The sequence below is a fragment of the Tenacibaculum aquimarinum genome (genome assembly GCF_022478115.1).
Lineage (GTDB): Bacteria > Bacteroidota > Bacteroidia > Flavobacteriales > Flavobacteriaceae > Polaribacter > Polaribacter aquimarinum_A.
This window is the reverse complement of sequence record NZ_JAKGSC010000001.1, coordinates 488,796-508,527: the sequence shown is the minus strand read 5'-3', so window position 1 is coordinate 508,527 and position 19,732 is coordinate 488,796. Positions and strand designations below refer to the sequence as shown.

Sequence of the window (19,732 nt, the reverse complement as noted above, 5' to 3'; positions counted from 1 at the left end):
TATTTTTGGGCTGAATTTTTAATAAATTTGTTACTTTTACAAAGTAAGTTAAAAATAACTTTTAAGCCTTAAAATTACAAAATGTTTCTTGAAAATACAGTAAATCATACAGAACAATTTGGTTGGATTGAAGTAATTTGTGGCTCAATGTTTTCTGGTAAAACAGAAGAATTGATAAGAAGACTTAAACGTGCACAGTTTGCAAAACAACGTATTGAGATTTTTAAACCAGCCGTAGATACACGTTATGATGAAGAAGAGGTTGTTTCTCATAACGATTCAAGAATTCGTTCTACACCAGTTCCTGCAGCTGCAAATATTTTATTATTAGCCAATAATGTAGATGTTGTTGGTGTTGATGAAGCACAGTTTTTCGATGATGAAATTGTAAACGTTTGCAACGAGCTAGCAAATAGAGGAATTAGAGTAATTGTAGCAGGTTTAGATATGGACTTTAAAGGAAAACCTTTTGGACCAATGCCAGCACTAATGGCAACTGCAGAATACGTTACCAAAGTACATGCAGTTTGTACCAGAACAGGAAATTTAGCACATTATAGTTTTAGAAAAGCACAAAGTGAAGATTTAGTTTTACTTGGTGAAACTCAAGAATATGAGCCATTGAGTAGAGCAGCATATTACAAGGCATTAAGAGAGCAACAAGAAAAACCAGCAACAAAAGATGATAAATAATCATGTAACTGTATTAGAAATTGATGCGAAAGCGATTAAACATAATATAGAGTTTTTTAAAAAACAACTACAACCAACAACTAAAATGATGGCGGTTGTTAAAGCTTTTGGTTACGGAAGTGATAGTATAGAAGTTGCAAAAATAGTAAAAGATGATGTTGCTTATTTTGCAGTTGCGTATGCTGCTGAAGGTATTGCACTTCGTGAAGCTGGTATAGAAACGCCGATTTTAGTTTTACATCCACAAATTGCAAATATTGATAGTATTGTAAAGCATAGATTAGAGCCTAATTTATATAATTTTAAAATTCTTTCTGCTTTTTTAAAATATGCAGATGAAGCTCCGTTAATGAATTATCCAATTCATATTAAATTTAATACAGGTTTAAATAGATTGGGTTTTTGGCATAATGATATTGGTAACATTTTAGTAGATTTAAAAAAATCTAACAACGTTAAGGTTGTGTCTATCTTTTCTCATTTAGCAGCTAGCGATGATCCACAAGAACAAGATTTTACAATCAATCAAATTAATAACTTTGCATTTATTGTAAAGGAAATGTATAAACATCTAGGTTACGAACCGTTGATACATATTTTAAACACTTCAGGAGTTATTAATTATCCGCAAGCACAATTTGATATGGTACGAGTAGGTATTGGATTATATGGTTTTGGAAATAATCCGGAAGTTACTGCACAATTAAAAAACACACATACTTTAAAAACAATTATATCTCAATTACATTTAGTTGAACAAGGAGAAACTGTAGGTTACAACCGTGCTTTTGTAGCAAAAAAACCTACAAAAACGGCAACATTACCAATTGGCCATGCAGATGGAATTTCTCGTAGACTTGGAAATGAAGAAGGTTTTGTAGTTATTAATAATCAAAAAGCAATGATAATTGGTAATGTTTGTATGGATATGATTATGGTTGATGTTACCAATATAGAATGTAAAGAAGGAGATGAAGTTATTGTTTTTAATCATCAGCAAATAGTTGAATATATGGCTTATAAAGCAGAGACAATACCTTATGAAGTACTTACTGGAATCTCACAAAGAGTAAAAAGACTTGTAAAGTCTTAAAAAAGTGTTAAATTGGCATCGATTAACAAATTAAAAACAAAGAATCATGTTAAAAGAATTTAAAGAGTTTATTACAGGCGGTAATGTTATTGAGTTTGCCGTTGCTGTAATTATGGCAGGAGCTATTGGAGCTGTTGTTACAGGTTTTGTAAATAATATTGTAATGCCATTTGTAGGTTATTTTACAGGAGGTACAGATTTTGCAGACAGAAAAACAGTTTTAACTGAAGCAGTTGTAGATGCCGCAGGTAAAGTAACTACACCAGAAAATGCAATTATGTGGGGATCTTGGATTAACACTATTATTAATTTATTAATTGTTGGTTTAGTAATGTTTTTAATTGTAAAAGCTTACAATAAAACGAAAGCACCGGTTGAAGAACCAGCTCCAGCAGGACCAAGTCAAGAAGATTTATTAGCTGAAATTAGAGATTTATTATCAAAAAAATAATATTTCTTAATTTACTGAAATAAAAAAATCCCGAGCTGTTGCTCGGGATTTTTGTTTTTATATTCCTTTTTCAACCCGATTCTCAGTATACAAATCTGCTATTGTTGGATTTTCTGGGCAACTCTTTATTTGTTCAAAAATATCACCAGCTTTTACAAAACCAGTTTGTAAAACTTTAAAATAAACGCCGCAAAAAGTAGTATTCCAAAATTGCTTAACAATTTTAATATTGTTAAAACGAATACCTAATTTATAACATGGATTTCTTGGAACTGTGGCTTCTAAAATAGTTTCGCCAACTTTAAAAGTATCTCCTTGATGAATCTTAGTTTCATCTAAATTATCAATTGTTAAATTTTCACCGAAAATTCCCATTTCAAAATCTAAATCTGGGTAAAACTTTTTAAAATAATCGTAATGTTTTAAAGAGTAACCATAAATGGCTTGTAATATTCCACCATGGTTTTCTCTGTTACAAATGGTATCTCCTTTTACATCTTCAAGATCTAAAAAAATAGGTTTATCAACTGCGTATTTAAAAATACCGGTAGTAACAGTTTCTCCTTTCCATTCAATTTCTTTCTTATCACCAATACAAGTTGCAACAATTTTCATGTTTTATTCTTTTAGAAAGTTCTGTAATACATTAGCAATTTTACGATTATCAGACAACTGTGGAATCTTGTTTTGTCCACCAAACTTGCCAATCGATTTCATATATTCATGAAAACCACCTCTTTTTACTTTTCTTATAACTAACTGGCGTAATATTTTACCATCAATTAAATCTTGATAATAAATATTTTGTGCTTGCATAGAAGCATCAATTTTAGCAGCTAGTTTTTCTAAGTCTTCAGCTTCGTTTTCAAACTCTATAAACCATTCGTGATAAGGCAATCCGCTATCTGGGTTTACTTGTGGAGCAACTGTAAATTCGCTAATTGTAGTTGAAGTTCCAACAATTGCATCATTCAATGCTTTCTCTACTTCTTTACCAATTACATGTTCGCCAAAGGCAGAAATAAAATGTTTTATACGTCCAGATACTTTTATTCTATAGGGTTTTAGTGAAGTGAATTCTACTGTGTCACCAATATTATAACCCCATAAACCGGCAGTTGTGTTTAAAATAATAACATAATTGACACCTAATTGAACATTTTTTAATGAAATTCTTGTCGGATTTTCATCAAAGAATTCTGTTGCAGGAATAAATTCATAGAAAATACCAGAATCTAATTGCAATAACATTCCTTTTTCGGTTTGTGTGTCTTGGTATGCTATAAAACCTTCTGAAGCAGGATACAATTCTATATAATCTATCTTTTTACCAATAAGCGATTCGAACTTATTTTTATAAGGTTCAAAATTAACGCCACCATAAATAAAGAAGTTAAAATTCGGAAAAATTTCTGAGATTGGTTTCCCTGTTTTTTCTATTAGTTTTTCAAAATACATTTGTACCCAAGACGGAATTCCGCTAATAACAGACATATCTTCTGGCAATGTTTCTTCAACAATTTTATCAACTTTTGTATCCCAATCTTCAATACAGTTGGTTTCCCAACTTGGTAATCTGTTTTTTAATAAATAACTTGGAACATAGTGTGCTACAATTCCACTTAAACGACCTAAATTGATGCCGTTTTTGTTTTCCAAAACCGGACTTCCTTGTAAAAAAATCATTTTTCCGTTTACAAAACTTGCATCCTTTTTTTCAGCAATGTAAAATAACAAAGCATTACGTGCAGCTTTAATATGCGTTGGCATAGATTCTTTTGTAATAGGAATGTATTTTGCGCCAGAAGTAGTTCCAGACGTTTTAGCAAAATAGATAGGTTTTCCTTTCCATAAAACATTTTCTTCTCCAGCAACAATTCTATCAACATAAGGTCTTAAACCTTCGTAATCATTAATTTTTACGCGCTTTTTAAAGTCTTCATAGGTGTTTATGGAAACAAAATCATGATCTTTACCAAAGGCAGTTTTGCATCCTTCAGAAATTAAATATTGAAATACTTTTTCTTGAGTTTTGTGTGGTTTTTTTGCCCATTTTTTAACCTGCTTGGTAGCAAGTTTGGCAAAAGGTATAGCGAAGAATGATTTTAAGCTCATTTATTGAAAATCGATATAATTTTTAGGATTTACAGAATAACCATTGTTCCAAAGTTCAAAATGTAAATGTGGCCCCGTTGTTAATTCTCCTGTAGAACCAACGGTAGATATTACTTCTCCAGATTTCACAAAATCTCCTTGTTGTTTTAATAAATTACCGTTGTGTTTGTATACAGAAATAAAATTATTTGTGTGTTGTATGGTTAATACATAGCCAGTTTCTGTTGTCCATTCAGAGAAAATAACGGTTCCATCTGCTACTGCTTTAACAGGTGTACCTGTTTTAGCTACAACATCTATTGCAAAGTGTTTTTCTGTTGCATTAAAATCTTGAGAAATAGTACCGGAAACAGGTGCGAAAAAAACAATTTTAGTTTTATTATTTGTACTGTTAGATAATGGAAAACGATCTTTACTTTCAACCTTTTCTCTAAATAAAGAGTCTTCTTTAGTGGCACTAAGCATTTCATCATTTATAACAATACTCTCTGCTTCTGCTCTTAAAGAATCAATACTTTCTGGTTTAATTTCTCCAGTTAAAACAGGTTTTATGGAATTAGTAAAGTTTTCTAAAACTGCTAATTTCATTTTTAAAGAGTCTGCTTCAAATGTAAGTTGAGTTGCTTTCTTTTTTAATGCTGTAGAAGAATAACCAGGAATATATTCTCTTAATGGCGTAAATGCAATTAATAAAATTGTTAATGCAATCAGGAAAATTGAGAAAAATCCGCCTAAAACAAAGACATTTAAACGAGATAGTTTTAAAGAAAAACGTTCTTCAAATGTATCTTCATTTAAAACTACCAACCTATATTTATCGGTTAGTTTTTGTTTTAATTTACCTTTCTTTTTTTGTTGTTTAGACACTGTAGTTTTTTAATCTTTTTGTAAAAATACTAATTACAGTTTTAAAATTGTTTTTCTGCTTAAATTATAACGAAAGATTATGACTTTTCTTACTTCTTGTAGAAGTTCATTTCATCAACATAATTCCAAACTGCATCTGAAAGTAATGGTTGAATATTCTTTTTATCTTTTATTCCGTTACGAATCATTGTTGAAGAAATCTCTACAATTGGCGCTTTTACAGCGTGTATTTTTGGGTGATTATCAAATTGAGTTTCAATTGTTCCTTCAGAAATTCTTGGGTACACATATACATTATGGTTTTCTAAAATAGTTTCATAATTTTTCCATTTATGAAAACTTTTTAAATTGTCTTCGCCCATAATTAAGTTAAATTTATACTTCGGATATTTCTCTGAAATATGCGCTAATGTATGAACTGTGTAATTTGGTTGCGGTAATTTAAACTCTATATCGGTTGGTTTTATTTTATCATACTTTTCTGTGGCTCTAAAAACCATTTCTAATCGGTGATGATTGTCTAATAAAGAACTTTTCTTTTTAAATGGATTGTGTGGTGTTACAACCATCCAAATTTCATCTAAATTAGAATTTTCTACCATATGATTGGCAATAATTAAATGCCCAACATGTATTGGGTTGAAAGTTCCAAAATAAAGTCCGATGTTTTTCATTTATTCTTCTTCTTGATTATTTTTTAAACCTAAGAAATTATCAACTAAATTTTCAGCATCCTTTAATGCGATACTTAAATCGTAATTTTTTATAACTTCATCAAATTGTGGAGCAGTTGCTAATTCTACAGATGCTTTTGCAATTCGCATATTTATCTTGTCTTCACTTTCTGTAGAACGTTTTTTTAGTCTAATTTTTAACTCATCTATACTTGGTGGTTTAACAAAAACAGCTAATGTTTGCTCCGGAAATTTCTTTTTAATACGAAGACCACCAGCAACATCAATATCAAAAATAACATGTTTTCCTTGTGCCCAAATACGTTCTACTTCCGTTTTTAAAGTTCCATAAAAATTATCTCTATAGACTTCTTCCCACTCTAAAAAATCTTCATTTTTTATGTGTTGTTTAAATTCTTTGGTTGAAATAAAGTAATAATCTTCTCCATTTTTTTCCTCGCCTCTAGGTTCTCTTGAAGTTGCAGAAATTGAGAACTCTAAACCAAAACGTTCTTGTTTTAATAAGTGGCGAACAATAGTTGTTTTTCCACTACCAGAAGGAGCCGAAAACACAAATAATTTTCCTTTGAAATTTGACATATAGTTTATTATTTGTCATGCTGAATTTACTTCAGCATCTTAATATTTAGATTCTGAAACGAGTTCAGAATTTGAATGCACTAAAGTACATTCAGAATTTGTTCTTTAATTTTCTCAAGCTCATCTTTCATTCTAATTACCAATTTTTGCATTGGTGCATAATTAGCTTTTGAACCAGTTGTATTTATTTCTCTTCCGATTTCTTGAATTACAAAACCAAGTTTTTTTCCGTTAGAATCTGGTGTAGCTAAGGTTTCTAAGAAGTAATCTAAATGATTTGCTAAACGAACTTTCTCTTCATTTATATCTAATTTTTCTAGATAATAAATTAACTCTTGCTCAAATCTGTTTTCGTCTATTTCAACCTTTAAATCGTCTAAAGCTTTTTGTAAACGAGCTTTTACGTGATCTATTCTTTCTGTATCTAAGATTTTTATAGCTGCTAACGCTTCTTTAATATTTGCAATTCTTTCGTTAAAATCTACTTCTAAAGAAGCAGCTTCGTCTGTTCTATATTGAATGATTTCTTTAATAGCTACATCAATAGAATCATCAATCTTTGCCCATTCATTTTCATCTAATTCTGCACGTTCAACTTTAAGAGCATCTGGCATTTTTATGGCCATTTTTAATAATTCTACATCATTATCAGAACCAATAAAAAGGGTGTTTCTTAATTGTTGAACATATTCTAAAACTACATTTTTATTTACAGTTGTTGAGGTTTCATCAGCTGTCATTTCTACCCAAATAGAAAAATCTACTTTTCCACGAACTAAACTACTTGCTAATTTTTTACGAACCGATAGTTCTTTTTCTTTATAGTAAGAAGGAATACGAACATTTAAATCTAAATTTTTACTGTTTAAAGATTTAATTTCAATGGTTACTTTTTTGGTTGGCAGTTGTAATACGGCTTTCCCGTATCCTGTCATAGATTGTATCATAATTTCTTGAGAATGAAAAGCAAAGATAAATTTATTTAGCGGAATTCTGTACTTGTTTTGTAACCAAATAAACGCCTAAGAATATTAGTAGTGTTGCAGCTATTTTTACTGTATTTAAAGTATCGCTACCAACAGAAAGTGCATAAATTGATGCAATTACAGGTTGTAAATAAATAAAAACGCTTACTGTTGTTGGTTTTAATTTAGATAAACCAAACAAATTAAATAAGTAGGTTATACACGTTGTAAATAAAACAACAAACCCTGCTTTTAAGTATATTGAATTTGGCATTATATTCCATTGTACTTCCGTTAATTCATTTAAACCAAAAGGAATTACCCAGATTAACCCGAATAAATAGAGCCATTTTACAAATACAACCGGATTGTATTTTTCAATTAGTTTTTTAGCAAGTACTAAATAAAAACCATACGAAGCTGCGTTTACAAACACCAAAAAGTTACCTAAAATTATGTTTTCTCCGTTTACATCGGAAGCATTTCCATAGATAATCAATAATAAAGCGCCGATAAAACCAATTATTACTCCTATTATTTTCTTCGGAATAAGTTTTTCTTTCAATAAAATACTTGCAAAAAGTAAAACCATTATTGGCGACATTACCATAATTGCTGCCGCACTAATTGGAGTAGTTAAGCTTAAACCTTTAAAAAAGGTAAGCATGTTTATTCCAACTCCAAAAAATGATGCTAGTAAAATGTGTTTATAGTCTTGTTTTTCAATTGATTTTGCTTTTACTAACAAACCAACTAACCAAAAAACAATTGTTGCACCACCAACACGCAACAATATAAATCCGTAAGGTTTTATGTACAAAGGCATTACTTCTTTTGCAATGGTAAATGTTACACCATAAATTAAAGATGTAATAAAAACAGCAATTAAAGCAATTGTTCTAGTATTCATTTTACTTGAAATTTAGTTGCAAAAATCCGATAAAAAATCTGTTTTTAATTGATTTCATTTGAAAATTAAAACAAAAAAAGCGCTACAAATATGCAGCGCTTTTCTCCTTTTTGTTAATTTTTTAATTAGTCAACTAAAGGTGGAATTCTTAATACTTGTCCTGGATAAATTTTATCAGGATGAGAAAGCATTGGTTTGTTTGCTTCAAAAATTACAGGATACTTCATAGCATTTCCATAATATTCTTTTGCAATTTTACCTAAAGTATCTCCACTTGCAACAGTATGAAATTGAGCCATTAAAGCTTCGTCAATTTCTTCTACTTCTGCAACAGTCATATTATCTTCTACAGATGCAATTCCGTCAGTATTTCCTACTACTAAAACTACTTTTTCTTTAGTTGCTAAATCTGCAGCTTCACCAGAAACAGATGCTTTGTCATCTTCTATAGACACAGATAAGTTTTCTACTCCTAATTCTAAAGCTCTTACAGCTTCTACTAATTTGTTAGCTTTTTCAGCAGCTTCCTCTTCAGTTGTTTTACCGATACCAAATACTTTTGCACCAGCGTTTTTAATAAATGAAAAAAGTCCCATTTTTTTGATTTTTGTTTTTAGATTAATAAATAATTTCAATGACCAATATACAACTTTTATGCCAATAATTATTTTATACTATTAGTTTTTAAACTACTTTTGAATGGTAATACCTTAAGTTTATGCAAGTACATCATTTAGCGAAAGATAACTCAGTTTTAAATACTTTTTTAGCAGAAATTCGTTCTACTGAAATTCAAAAAGACGCTATGCGTTTTCGTAGAAATATTGAAAGAATAGGAGAGATTTTAGGATATGAATTAAGTAAAAATTTATCATATCATTCTACGGATATTACAACTCCTTTAGGAACAAAGACTATTAATGTACCAAACAAAAACCTTGTTTTAGCATCAGTTTTAAGAGCAGGTTTAACGTTGCATCAAGGTTTGTTAAATTATTTTGACGGAATTGAAAATGCGTTTATTTCTGCGTATCGACATCATCCAAATAATGATAAAGAATTCGAAATTGTGGTTGAGTATTTTGCTTCACCTTCAATTGAAAACAAAATATTGTTATTAGCAGATCCAATGTTAGCTACAGGACAATCTTTAGTTGCCGTTTATGAAGCTATTAAAAAACATGGAATGCCAGAAGAAATTCATTTAGTTTCTGTTATTGGTTCTTCGGAAGGAGTAGATTTTATCAAAAAACACTTTCCAGAGAATACACATTTATGGATTGCAGATATAGATGATACTTTAAACGATAAAGGATATATTGTTCCAGGTCTTGGCGATGCTGGAGATTTAGCTTACGGAGTTAAATTATAAGAAGTAAACTGCTAAAGAACACAGAAAAAATACCGTAATTAATACTTCTTTTATTAATGTTCTTTCAACTAATTCTAATCCATTAGCTAAAATTATTGCAATAGGAAATAACAGGTATAGAAACTCACTTCCGTTATGTTCCTTTAATATAATTATAAATAAAATTGTTAGCGCTAAATTTAAAATTATTACCAACCAACTTTCTCTAAATGTGTTTTTTACAGATAAAGTTTTTGGGGTTTTTAAAAAAATTGAAATTAAGCCAAACAAACCAATAATACTAACCGGAAAAATATAGTTTATAGCCTTGTAGTTTTCAAAATCATAATAAGAAAACCAGATAAAAAGACTGTAAAAATCCTGTAGAGCATCATACCAAAAACAATAAGAAAAGTATAAAAATAAAGGTGTTAAAAAGCCAACTACAGGTATTAGTAACGTTTGTAAAGAAGTTTTTTTATGTATAAAAATTGCGCCATACAAAAGAAACATAAAAATTAAAGTAAAAGGTTCTATTAAGAATGAAATACCCAACCATAAACCGCCGTCAAAAAGTTTTTTAAAAACATTTTTACTAGACTGTAAACTATACACTTTTCTTAAAAATAAGAGTAATAGTAAATTTACAATCAGTGTTTTTTCATCTAAAAAGGAACTTGGGAATAACCCTAAACAAAGAATAAAAAACAAAAAAGCATAACTGTTACCAAACGTTAAATTGTTTTTTACAACTATAAAATTCTGAAAAAAGAAGGTTAATAGCAATAAAACAGCAAAGGTGAAGTAAGAAAAAATAGAATTCTTGAAATAAAAACTGATGTCAAAACCAGTAAAAAGCGCCAAAAACAAGTACACTACAAACAATAATCCTAGAACTACAAAAGTTATAGGCTTAGATTTTGCGAAAAAATTGGCTAACATCGTTTCTTTTTATATTTTTGCAGTGTAAAGATACTCAAGTTATGTTAGCATTCAATATTTTTAAATGGATTGGTAGTTTATTTACTGATTTATTATTTCTACCTTTTAATTGGTTACGTTTAGATCTTGCAAATCAAGAATATGGTTGGTGGCTCTCAAACGGAGTTAACTGGCTTTTCTTACTTGTACTTATTGTTCTTTTTGCATATTGGATGGGAGAGTCTAAGAAATTTGCAAAAAACGGAACTGAAGACAGAGCTTAATTTCTACTAATTTTGGGAAGCAAAAACAAACAAAAGCGTTTTGAAGAAAACAAAACGTTTAAAAATGTAATTCAGCCAACTAGAGAAGAGGTTGTTACCGGTTTTTCTTTAAAAGGAAAATGGAACACTTTTTTTAAGAACGATAATCCTATTGTTTTAGAATTAGGTTGTGGTAAAGGTGAATATACAGTTGCTTTAGCTCAAAAATACCCTGAAAAAAACTTTATTGGTATAGATATTAAAGGTGCTCGTTTTTGGCGTGGTGCTAAAACTGCTACTGAAGAGAATTTAGAAAATGCAGCTTTTATTAGAACTCAAATTGAGTTAGTAGATTTTATTTTTGCTGAAAATGAAGTTGATGAAATCTGGATTACTTTCCCAGATCCGCAAATAAAATACCAAAGAACAAAACATAGAATGACAAACACGTCATTTTTAAAGAAATACCATCACATTTTAAAGGAAGACGGAATTATGAATCTTAAAACAGATTCTGAATTCATGCACGGTTATACTTTAGGATTATTGCATGGAGAAGGTCATGAAGTTTTATATGCAAACCATACGGTTTATAAAAATGAAGGCGCTCCAGAAGATGTTTTATCTACACAAACTTTCTACGAAAAACAGTATTTAGAAACAGATAAAGCAATTACTTATATTCGTTTTAAGCTCAACTATTAGTTTTTTGTCATTCTGAATTTGTTTCAGAATCTTATTAAAGGTTGTATCTTCCCTTCGTGAAAGAATCCGATAATTTTTTTGAAAGAGTTTATAAAGTAGCGCGTTTAATTCCGTTAGGAAAAGTAACCAGTTACGGAGCAATTGCAACCTATCTTGGTGCAGCACGTTCTGCAAGAATGGTTGGTTGGGCAATGAACAAAGCTCATAATTTAGAAGATATTCCAGCACATAGAGTTGTAAATAGAAAAGGTTTACTAACAGGAAAGCATCATTTTGATGGAACCAATTTAATGCAACAATTACTGGAAAACGAAGGAATTGTTGTTGTTGAAAATCAAATTCAAGATTTAGAAAAAGTCTTTTGGAATCCTTCCGAAGAATTATAATAAGCACTACTTATCAATCCATAAATAATCACAATCTACTTGCTTTATTTTCTGCTTACTAAGCCGTATCTTTGCAATCAAGATTAAATAAAGATAAGACGTGAGTTTTAAGAAACAAGATATATACAAAGTATTAGAAACTATTACTGCACCAGGAGAAGGTAAAAGTTTAATAGAAAATAATAACGTTACAAACGTTGTAACTTTCGGTAACGAAGTGTTAATAGATGTAACAATTAGCAACCCAACTTTACAAGCAAAAAAGAAAGTTGATACAGAAATTACAAAAGCTTTAAAAACTGCTTTTGGTGAAGAGATTGACGTAAAAGTAACTGTAAAAGTTGTTGCCGCTGCACCAAAGGAAAACCCGAATCAAATTCGCGGAAAAGAAATTCCAAATATTCAGAATATTATTGCCATAGCTTCAGGTAAAGGAGGAGTTGGTAAATCTACAATTACAGCAAATACTGCTATTTCTTTAGCAAAAATGGGCTTTAAGGTTGGTGTTTTAGATGCCGATGTTTACGGACCATCACAACACATAATGTTCGATGTAGAAAAAGAAAGACCACTTTCAGTAAAAGTAGAAGGTCGTTCTAAAATGAGACCCGTAGAAAATTACGGCGTAAAATTATTGTCTTTAGGTTTTTTTACAAATCCAGATCAAGCAGTAATTTGGCGTGGACCAATGGCTTCAAAAGCATTAAATCAATTAATTTTTGATGCAGATTGGGGCGAGTTAGATTTCTTACTAATCGATTTACCACCAGGAACAGGAGATGTACATTTATCAATAGTACAAGCCTTACCAATAAACGGTGCGGTTGTTGTAAGTACACCACAAAACATTGCCTTGGCAGATGCTAAAAAAGGAGTTGCAATGTTTCAGCAAGACAGTATAAACGTTCCTGTTTTAGGAATTATAGAAAATATGGCATATTTTACACCAGAAGAATTGCCAGAAAATAAATATTATATCTTCGGTAAAGACGGTGCAAAAAATCTTGCAGAAGACATAAAAACACAATTTTTAGGAGAAATTCCTTTAGTACAAAGCGTAAGAGAAGCTGGTGACGTTGGTCATCCGGTAGCATTACAAAACGGAACAAAGTTAGAAAAAGCTTTTGCCGATATTACCAAAGAAATGGTTTCTCAATTATTAAAAAGAAATGCAAATTTACCACCAACCGAAGTTGTAAGAATTACAACAATGAGTGGTTGTAGCACAAAATAATCTCAGATTATGACAGCAACAGAAACACAAAATAACGTAGAAAAAGCTTTAGAAGAAATTCGTCCATTTTTAGTAAGTGATGGCGGAAACATTAAGCTTTTATCTATAGAAAACAATACAGTAAAAGTGCAATTAGAAGGCGCTTGTATAGGTTGTTCCGTAAACCAAATGACGTTGAAAAACGGCGTTGAAGCTACCATTAAAAAGTACGCGCCAGAAATTACAGAAGTTATAAATGTGCAGTAAGCTGATAAAAATCAGTTTTTAAACATTAAAAAAAATATAATTTTGGGCGTTACCTAAAGGTCGGGCTTTTCGCACTCGCTTTTTTTACTTGAAAAAAGTAAAAAAGAGCTCAAACAGTTGCTTCAATCCCTAACGCGCTCAACAGCATAAAAAAGGCCTCACAAATTTTAAATTTGTGAGGCCTAAAAAAATAAAAAAAAGTGATTACTACAGATATCTTAATTATAGGAGCAGGTCCAACTGGACTTTTTACGGTTTTCGAAGCAGGTTTATTAAAACTTCGTTGTCATTTAATAGATGCGTTGCCACAAGCTGGCGGACAATGTTCTGAGATTTATCCGAAGAAACCTATCTACGACATTCCTGCTTATCCAGAAATTTTAGCGGGTGATTTAACCGATAAGTTAATGGAACAAATTAAACAATTTGAACCAGGTTTTACGCTAGGAGAACGTGCAGAAACAATAGACAAGCAAGAAGATGGTTCATTTATTGTAACCACAAATAAAGGTACAAAGCATCAAGCAAAAGTAGTTGCAATTGCTGGTGGATTGGGTTCTTTCGAGCCAAGAAAACCACCAATTCCAAACATTGCAGATTTTGAAGACAAAGGTGTAGAGTATATAATTCGTGATCCAGAATTTTATAGAGACAAAAAAGTAGTAATTTCAGGAGGAGGAGATTCTGCCTTAGATTGGTCTATTTTCTTAACTGATGTAGCTTCTTCAGTAACCTTAATTCACAGAAGAAACGAATTTAGAGGTGCTTTAGATTCTGTAGATAAAGTACAAGAATTAAAAGATGCTGGTAAAATTACAATGATAACACCAGCAGAAGTAAAAGGAATTGTTGGAACCGATAAAGTAGAAGGTGTTTCTGTTGTACAAAAAGGAGAAGAACCATTTACAATAGAAACCGATCATTTTATTCCGCTTTTTGGATTGTCTCCAAAGTTAGGGCCAATTGCAAATTGGGGATTAGAAATAGAAAAAAATGCTATTAAGGTAAATAACGCGTTAGATTATCAAACCAACCGAGAAGGAATTTACGCCATTGGAGATGTAAATACGTATCCAGGAAAATTAAAGTTGATTTTATGTGGTTTCCACGAAGCAACATTAATGTGTCAAAGTGCATACAAACGTATTTTCCCAGATAAAAAGTATGTAATGAAATACACAACAGTTGGTGGTGTAGACGGTTTTGATGGAACGCGTAAAGAAGCGCCAAAAGCGATTGTTAAAAAGATTGAGTAAGATGAACAACCCAGACATCACCATAAAAATTACTGACAGAGAAGGAACTTTACATGAAATTCTAGCGCCAACAGATATGGCAATGAATTTAATGGAAGTAGTGCGTTCTTACGAATTAGCTCCAGAAGGAACCATTGGTATTTGTGGCGGAATGGCAATGTGTGCATCTTGCCAATGTTATGTAAAATCTGACCATGAGTTGCCAGAAATGGGTATTGATGAAGATTTAATGTTAGCAGAAGCATTTCATGTAGAAGATAATAGCAGGTTAGGTTGTCAAATACAAATAACACCAGAAATGAACGGATTAGAAGTAGAACTAGCTCCAGAAAGTTAATTTTTCAACATCCAACTTCCAGCTCTTAACTTATAACTTCTACAAAAACTTTCTGTATATTTGTAGAGCAACCAACTTAAAAGGGCTAAAAAATGTATTTAGACTTACTGTCACTTTTAAAATATTTGATAAAGCGTAATCCAGAATAAGGGTTTAATGTACTAATTTGTCAATGTTAAAATGTATCAATTTTTTAATTGCTACATTCTTATATTAATTCATTTAAACATTAAGCAATATGCCTTTTTATCATAAATTAGGAAGTATTCCACCCAAAAGACACACACAATTTCGTAAAAAAGATGGTTCTTTATATTACGAACAATTGTTTGGTACCATTGGTTTCGATGGAATGTCTACCAACTCATATCACGAGCACAGACCAACAATGGTCAAAGAAATACGCAAGCAATATTCAGTAAAACCTAAAATTGCCAAAGCAAACAATATTCAATCTTATAGGTTTCGTGGATTTCAAGTGCCGCCAGAAAACGACTATTTAGAAAGTAGAAAAGTAGTTTTAACAAATTCCGATTGTAATATTATTCTTTCTGCACCAAAACAATCGACTAAAGATTATTTCTATAAAAATACCGATGCAGATGAGGTAATTTTCATCCATAAAGGAACAGGAAAATTAAGAACACATCTTGGAAATATCGATTTTAAATACGGAGATTATTTAGTAATTCCGCGTGGAGTTATTTATAAATTAGATTTCGATGATGAAAACAACAGACTGTTTATTGTAGAATCTTATTCGCCAGTTTATACACCAAAACGTTATAGAAACTGGTTTGGTCAATTATTAGAACATTCACCATTTTGTGAGCGAGATTTAAGAAGACCTTACGAACTAGAAACAAATAATGAACTTGGAGATTTCTTAATTAAAGTAAAAAAACAAGGCGAAATCATAGAAATGGTATACGCTTCACATCCTTTTGATGTGGTTGGTTACGACGGTTACAATTTCCCATATGCATTTTCTATTCACGATTTTGAGCCAATAACAGGTCGTGTTCATCAACCGCCACCAGTGCATCAAACTTTTGAGACAAATACTTTTGTAATTTGTTCGTTTGTTCCACGTTTATACGATTATCACCCAAATTCAATTCCTGCGCCTTACAATCACAGTAATATAGATTCTGATGAGGTTTTATACTATGTAGATGGCGATTTCATGAGTAGAAACGACATCGATCAAGGCCATATTTCCTTACATCCAGCCGGAATTCCTCATGGTCCACACCCAGGAACCACGGAAAAAAGTATAGGTAAAACTAAAACCGAAGAATTGGCGGTTATGGTAGACACTTTTAAACCTTTAATGGTTACAGAAGAAGCCATGAAAATTGCCGATGAAGATTATTATAAATCGTGGTTAGAAGAGAATAAACATTAGAAGCTATTTCCTGCTTTCCGCTATATCTTTTTGTGAAAAACAAAAAGGATGTCACTTCAATCAGGGCTAAACATATTTGCTAACAATTAGCACAAACAAAACATTAAAATCATCTCAAGATGGCAAAAGAAATAAAATCAGTAAACTACGGTTTAGAAAAAATATTTGAAGGAGCACAAGACTTTCTTCCACTTTTAGGAACAGATTACGTTGAGTTTTACGTAGGTAACGCAAAACAAGCAGCGCATTTTTACAAAACAGCATTCGGATTTCAATCGCACGCATATCGCGGATTAGAAACTGGAGCTAAAGATTCTGTGTCTTATGTATTAACACAAGATAAAATCAAATTGATGCTTACAACTCCGTTAAGTAGTAAATCACCAATAAACGACCATATTGTAAAACATGGAGACGGAGTTAAAATTGTAGCACTTTGGGTAGAAGATGCAAGACAAGCTTATAAAGAAACTACTTCACGCGGCGCAAAATCTTACATGGAACCAACTGTAGAAACAGATGAACATGGAGAAGTTGTAAGAGCAGGAATTTATACATACGGAGAAACGGTACACATGTTTGTTGAGCGTAAAAACTACAACGGAGCGTTTTTACCAGGTTTCGAAAAATGGGAATCAGACTACAATCCGCCAAGTGCAGGTTTAAAGTATATAGATCACATGGTTGGTAATGTTGGTTGGAATCAAATGGACGTTTGGGTAAAATGGTACGAAGATGTTATGGGATTTGAGAACTTCTTATCGTTTGATGATAAGCAGATTCATACAGAATACTCAGCATTAATGAGTAAAGTAATGTCTAACGGAAATGGTAGAATTAAGTTTCCTATAAATGAACCAGCTAAAGCAGCAAAACGTTCTCAAATTGAAGAATATTTAGACTTTTACGAAGGTGCAGGAGTGCAACACATTGCGGTTGCAACCGATGATATTTTAAAAACAGTATCACAATTAAGAGCAAACGGAGTTGAATTTTTATCAACACCACCAGAAGAATATTATAGAGCAGTTCCTGGACGTTTAGAAGAATTTAGTCACGAATTAAAAGAAGATATCGAAAAACTAAAAGGTTTAGGTATTATGATTGATGCAGATGAGGAAGGATATTTATTACAAATTTTCACAAAACCTGTAGAAGACAGACCAACGTTGTTTTTTGAAATTATTCAAAGAATGGGAGCAAGAGGTTTTGGAGCTGGTAACTTTAAAGCATTGTTCGAATCTATAGAAAGAGAACAAGAAAAAAGAGGAACTTTGTAAAATAGAAACAAGAAGAAATAGCCAAGATACAAGACAAAAAACTCTTTGATCTTGGTTTTATTCTCTTTATCCATCATTTAAAATGAATAGAAATTTCAAAAATATAAAATCACCTTTCTCATAGAATTTACTTTTTAACAGAGTGAAAAGTAAATTTTAATTAATAAAAATATAAAAATGAGTAAAGACGAAATTTTAAAAGCAATAGAAGAGAAATACAGTAAATTAGGTGTTCCAATCGAAACTATGTTAGAAGGTTTATTGCATAGTACACCAATAACGTATTGGGATTATATCCAAACTGATGCTTTATTAGGATTACAAATTCCAAGAACAACAGAAAAAGATGAAATGGTTTTTATCATGTATCATCAGGTAAACGAGTTGTTGTTTAAAATGATTTTATGGGAAATTGATCAAATTTCACTTTCAACTAAAGAAATTACAGCAGAAAAATTTTCTAAACATTTAATGCGTATCAGTAGATATTTTGATATGCTTTGTAGTTCTTTTAGTGTAATGGGAGATGGAATGGATGTAGATCAGTATTTAAAGTTCAGAAATACTTTAGCGCCTGCAAGTGGATTTCAATCTGCGCAATACCGTAAAATTGAGTTTGCTTCAACAGAACTTATCAATTTAATAGATGCAAGGTATAGAGATACAATAGATAGAAATTCATCTTTTAGAAATGCCTTTGAACATTTGTATTGGCAAGCAGCAGGTAAAAATCATAAAACTGGAGAAAAATCGATTTTAATTCAGCTTTTTGAAAAAAAATACATGGGAGATTTTATTGATTTTATGGAAGATTATAACGATTGTAATTTATCTAAAAAATTTCAGCAATTACCAGAAGAGGTTCAACAAAATGAAGAGTTGATAAAAGCAATGCGTCATTATGATTATACTGTAAATGTTAAATGGGTTATGGCTCACTACAATGCAGCAGGTAAATATTTAGGCGGCGGCGATAAAGATTTAGAAGCTACTGGAGGAAGTAACTGGCGCAAATACATGCATCCTAAATATCAAAGAAGAATATTCTTTCCGTATTTATGGAGTGAAGAAGAAATAAAAAACTGGGGAACTTTTTAAAGTATTAAAATTCAGTTAAAAAGCCATTTATTTAGTAAAATAATTGGCTTTTTTATTTTTGGAACGAATATTGTCATTCCTTTTTTATAAGTTTGAAATTATGAATAAGAAAATACTTTTTATTACACTATTATTCTTAACAACAATTCTATCAAGTCAAACAAAGTCTAAGGCTTTTAAAGGTGGAGAATGGTTGCGTTATAAGATGAGTTATAGTGGTTTTCTAAAAGCAGGTTCTGCAGAGTTGTCTGTTAAGGAAAAAGAGTTAGATGGGAAAAAAGTTTTTCATTCTACAGCAAAAGGATGGACTTCTGGTATGGTAAGTTGGTTTTTTAAAGTAAAAGACACTTACGAAAGCTATTTTGACCAAGCTACAGGAAAACCTTATTTTTTTAAACGTAATATTGATGAAGGTGGTTATAAAAAGAAGAAAGAAATTCGTTTTAACTACAATGATAAAAAAGCATATGTTAAAGATGTTTTAAAGAGAAAAGACACATCGGTTTCAATAACTAATGTCCAAGACATGATTTCTGCCTTTTATTATTTAAGAAATCAAAATACAGATAACTTAAAAGAAGGAGAAGCTATTGAGATAAATATGTTTTTTGATGAGAAAACATACCCTTTTAAATTAAAATTCTTAGGTAGAGAAACGCTTAAGACAAAGTTCGGAAAAGTAAAAACTTTAAAGTTTAGACCAATTGTACAAGCTGGTCGAGTTTTTAAAGAACAAGAAAGCGTTACCGTTTGGATAACTGCAGACGATAATAAAATACCAATTAAAATGAAAGCTTCGTTATCTGTAGGTTCTTTGAGTGCGGAATTAGAAGGTTATAAAGGACTTGCTAATTCTTTTAAAGTAGTTTTTGACTAACT

At 31.1% G+C, this 19,732-nt stretch carries 24 protein-coding genes; 15 read left to right on the top strand and 9 right to left on the bottom strand.

Annotated elements, in window-relative coordinates; genetic code table 11:
- Positions 1 to 81: 81 nt before the first annotated feature.
- Genes L1S33_RS02445 through mscL form a run of 3 tightly spaced genes read left to right on the top strand, consistent with a single transcriptional unit; the run spans position 82 to position 2,237 of the window.
- The gene (locus tag L1S33_RS02445; protein WP_240551145.1) at positions 82 to 693 is read left to right on the top strand and encodes a thymidine kinase; all 612 of its coding nucleotides are present in this window, start codon (positions 82 to 84) and stop codon (positions 691 to 693) included.
- The gene (alr, locus tag L1S33_RS02440) at positions 686 to 1,786 is read left to right on the top strand and encodes an alanine racemase (RefSeq protein WP_394801755.1); all 1,101 of its coding nucleotides are present in this window, start codon (positions 686 to 688) and stop codon (positions 1,784 to 1,786) included. The genes L1S33_RS02445 and alr overlap by 8 nt, the downstream gene beginning before the upstream one ends.
- A 46-nt stretch (positions 1,787 to 1,832) precedes the next feature.
- Positions 1,833 to 2,237, top strand: coding sequence for a large conductance mechanosensitive channel protein MscL (gene mscL / locus L1S33_RS02435; protein WP_240551147.1), 405 nt, complete (start codon positions 1,833 to 1,835; stop codon positions 2,235 to 2,237).
- Positions 2,238 to 2,294: 57 nt separating this feature from the next.
- Here the strand turns inward: mscL and L1S33_RS02430 are convergent, their stop codons facing one another.
- From L1S33_RS02430 to lysM, 8 genes are all read right to left on the bottom strand, one after another.
- On the bottom strand, positions 2,295 to 2,852 hold the full coding sequence (locus tag L1S33_RS02430; protein ID WP_240561089.1) for an MOSC domain-containing protein: 558 nt from the start codon (positions 2,850 to 2,852) through the stop codon (positions 2,295 to 2,297).
- Positions 2,853 to 2,855: 3 nt separating this feature from the next.
- On the bottom strand, positions 2,856 to 4,352 hold the full coding sequence (locus L1S33_RS02425; protein ID WP_240561088.1) for a GH3 auxin-responsive promoter family protein: 1,497 nt from the start codon (positions 4,350 to 4,352) through the stop codon (positions 2,856 to 2,858).
- Positions 4,353 to 5,219 (bottom strand): M23 family metallopeptidase, encoded by an 867-nt coding sequence (locus tag L1S33_RS02420; protein ID WP_240561087.1) that lies wholly within the window; start codon positions 5,217 to 5,219, stop codon positions 4,353 to 4,355.
- Between the two features lie 89 nt (positions 5,220 to 5,308).
- Positions 5,309 to 5,893, bottom strand: coding sequence for a nicotinate (nicotinamide) nucleotide adenylyltransferase (nadD, locus tag L1S33_RS02415; protein ID WP_240551151.1), 585 nt, complete (start codon positions 5,891 to 5,893; stop codon positions 5,309 to 5,311).
- A complete protein-coding gene (gene gmk / locus L1S33_RS02410) occupies positions 5,894 to 6,493 on the bottom strand; it encodes a guanylate kinase (protein ID WP_240561086.1) in 600 nt (199 codons plus the stop codon).
- A gap of 80 nt (positions 6,494 to 6,573) precedes the next feature.
- Positions 6,574 to 7,440 carry a YicC/YloC family endoribonuclease gene (locus L1S33_RS02405; protein ID WP_240561085.1) on the bottom strand — a complete coding sequence of 289 codons (867 nt, stop codon included), beginning with the start codon at positions 7,438 to 7,440 and terminating at the stop codon, positions 6,574 to 6,576.
- A gap of 31 nt (positions 7,441 to 7,471) precedes the next feature.
- Positions 7,472 to 8,368, bottom strand: a complete 897-nt coding sequence (locus L1S33_RS02400) for a DMT family transporter (protein WP_240561084.1) — start codon at positions 8,366 to 8,368, stop codon at positions 7,472 to 7,474.
- Positions 8,369 to 8,493: 125 nt separating this feature from the next.
- Positions 8,494 to 8,964, bottom strand: coding sequence for a peptidoglycan-binding protein LysM (gene lysM / locus L1S33_RS02395; RefSeq protein WP_072556209.1), 471 nt, complete (start codon positions 8,962 to 8,964; stop codon positions 8,494 to 8,496).
- Positions 8,965 to 9,086: 122 nt separating this feature from the next.
- Between lysM and upp the strand changes: the two genes are divergently transcribed.
- The gene (gene upp, locus L1S33_RS02390; RefSeq protein WP_240561083.1) at positions 9,087 to 9,740 is read left to right on the top strand and encodes a uracil phosphoribosyltransferase; all 654 of its coding nucleotides are present in this window, start codon (positions 9,087 to 9,089) and stop codon (positions 9,738 to 9,740) included.
- Here upp and L1S33_RS02385 read toward each other — a convergent pair.
- Positions 9,735 to 10,661, bottom strand: a complete 927-nt coding sequence (locus L1S33_RS02385; RefSeq protein WP_240561082.1) for a DUF6427 family protein — start codon at positions 10,659 to 10,661, stop codon at positions 9,735 to 9,737. The genes upp and L1S33_RS02385 overlap by 6 nt on opposite strands.
- A gap of 41 nt (positions 10,662 to 10,702) precedes the next feature.
- On the opposite strand from L1S33_RS02385, the gene L1S33_RS02380 reads away from it, so the two are divergent.
- The 11 genes from L1S33_RS02380 to L1S33_RS02330 all read left to right on the top strand — a co-directional run bounded on the left by L1S33_RS02380 (position 10,703) and on the right by L1S33_RS02330 (position 19,730).
- Positions 10,703 to 10,924, top strand: coding sequence for a DUF6341 family protein (locus tag L1S33_RS02380; protein ID WP_240561081.1), 222 nt, complete (start codon positions 10,703 to 10,705; stop codon positions 10,922 to 10,924).
- Positions 10,925 to 10,936: 12 nt separating this feature from the next.
- Entirely contained in the window at positions 10,937 to 11,608 is a 672-nt protein-coding gene (gene trmB, locus L1S33_RS02375; RefSeq protein ID WP_072556205.1) for a tRNA (guanosine(46)-N7)-methyltransferase TrmB, read from the top strand.
- Between the two features lie 56 nt (positions 11,609 to 11,664).
- Positions 11,665 to 11,994 (top strand): MGMT family protein, encoded by a 330-nt coding sequence (locus L1S33_RS02370; RefSeq protein WP_240561080.1) that lies wholly within the window; start codon positions 11,665 to 11,667, stop codon positions 11,992 to 11,994.
- A gap of 100 nt (positions 11,995 to 12,094) precedes the next feature.
- The gene (locus L1S33_RS02365) at positions 12,095 to 13,228 is read left to right on the top strand and encodes an Mrp/NBP35 family ATP-binding protein (RefSeq protein ID WP_072556203.1); all 1,134 of its coding nucleotides are present in this window, start codon (positions 12,095 to 12,097) and stop codon (positions 13,226 to 13,228) included.
- 9 nt (positions 13,229 to 13,237) lie between these two features.
- Positions 13,238 to 13,474, top strand: coding sequence for a NifU family protein (locus tag L1S33_RS02360; RefSeq protein ID WP_240561079.1), 237 nt, complete (start codon positions 13,238 to 13,240; stop codon positions 13,472 to 13,474).
- A gap of 200 nt (positions 13,475 to 13,674) precedes the next feature.
- Entirely contained in the window at positions 13,675 to 14,730 is a 1,056-nt protein-coding gene (locus L1S33_RS02355; protein WP_240561078.1) for an NAD(P)/FAD-dependent oxidoreductase, read from the top strand.
- Position 14,731: 1 nt separating this feature from the next.
- A complete protein-coding gene (locus tag L1S33_RS02350) occupies positions 14,732 to 15,067 on the top strand; it encodes a 2Fe-2S iron-sulfur cluster-binding family protein (protein ID WP_240561077.1) in 336 nt (111 codons plus the stop codon).
- Positions 15,068 to 15,305: 238 nt separating this feature from the next.
- Complete coding sequence (locus L1S33_RS02345) at positions 15,306 to 16,475, top strand: homogentisate 1,2-dioxygenase (protein WP_240551163.1); 1,170 nt, start codon at positions 15,306 to 15,308, stop codon at positions 16,473 to 16,475.
- A 119-nt stretch (positions 16,476 to 16,594) separates the two neighbouring features.
- Positions 16,595 to 17,755 (top strand): 4-hydroxyphenylpyruvate dioxygenase, encoded by a 1,161-nt coding sequence (gene hppD / locus L1S33_RS02340; protein ID WP_240561076.1) that lies wholly within the window; start codon positions 16,595 to 16,597, stop codon positions 17,753 to 17,755.
- A 177-nt stretch (positions 17,756 to 17,932) separates the two neighbouring features.
- Positions 17,933 to 18,853, top strand: coding sequence for a tryptophan 2,3-dioxygenase family protein (locus L1S33_RS02335; RefSeq protein ID WP_240561075.1), 921 nt, complete (start codon positions 17,933 to 17,935; stop codon positions 18,851 to 18,853).
- Positions 18,854 to 18,953: 100 nt separating this feature from the next.
- Complete coding sequence (locus L1S33_RS02330; RefSeq protein ID WP_240561074.1) at positions 18,954 to 19,730, top strand: DUF3108 domain-containing protein; 777 nt, start codon at positions 18,954 to 18,956, stop codon at positions 19,728 to 19,730.
- Positions 19,731 to 19,732 lie beyond the last annotated feature (2 nt).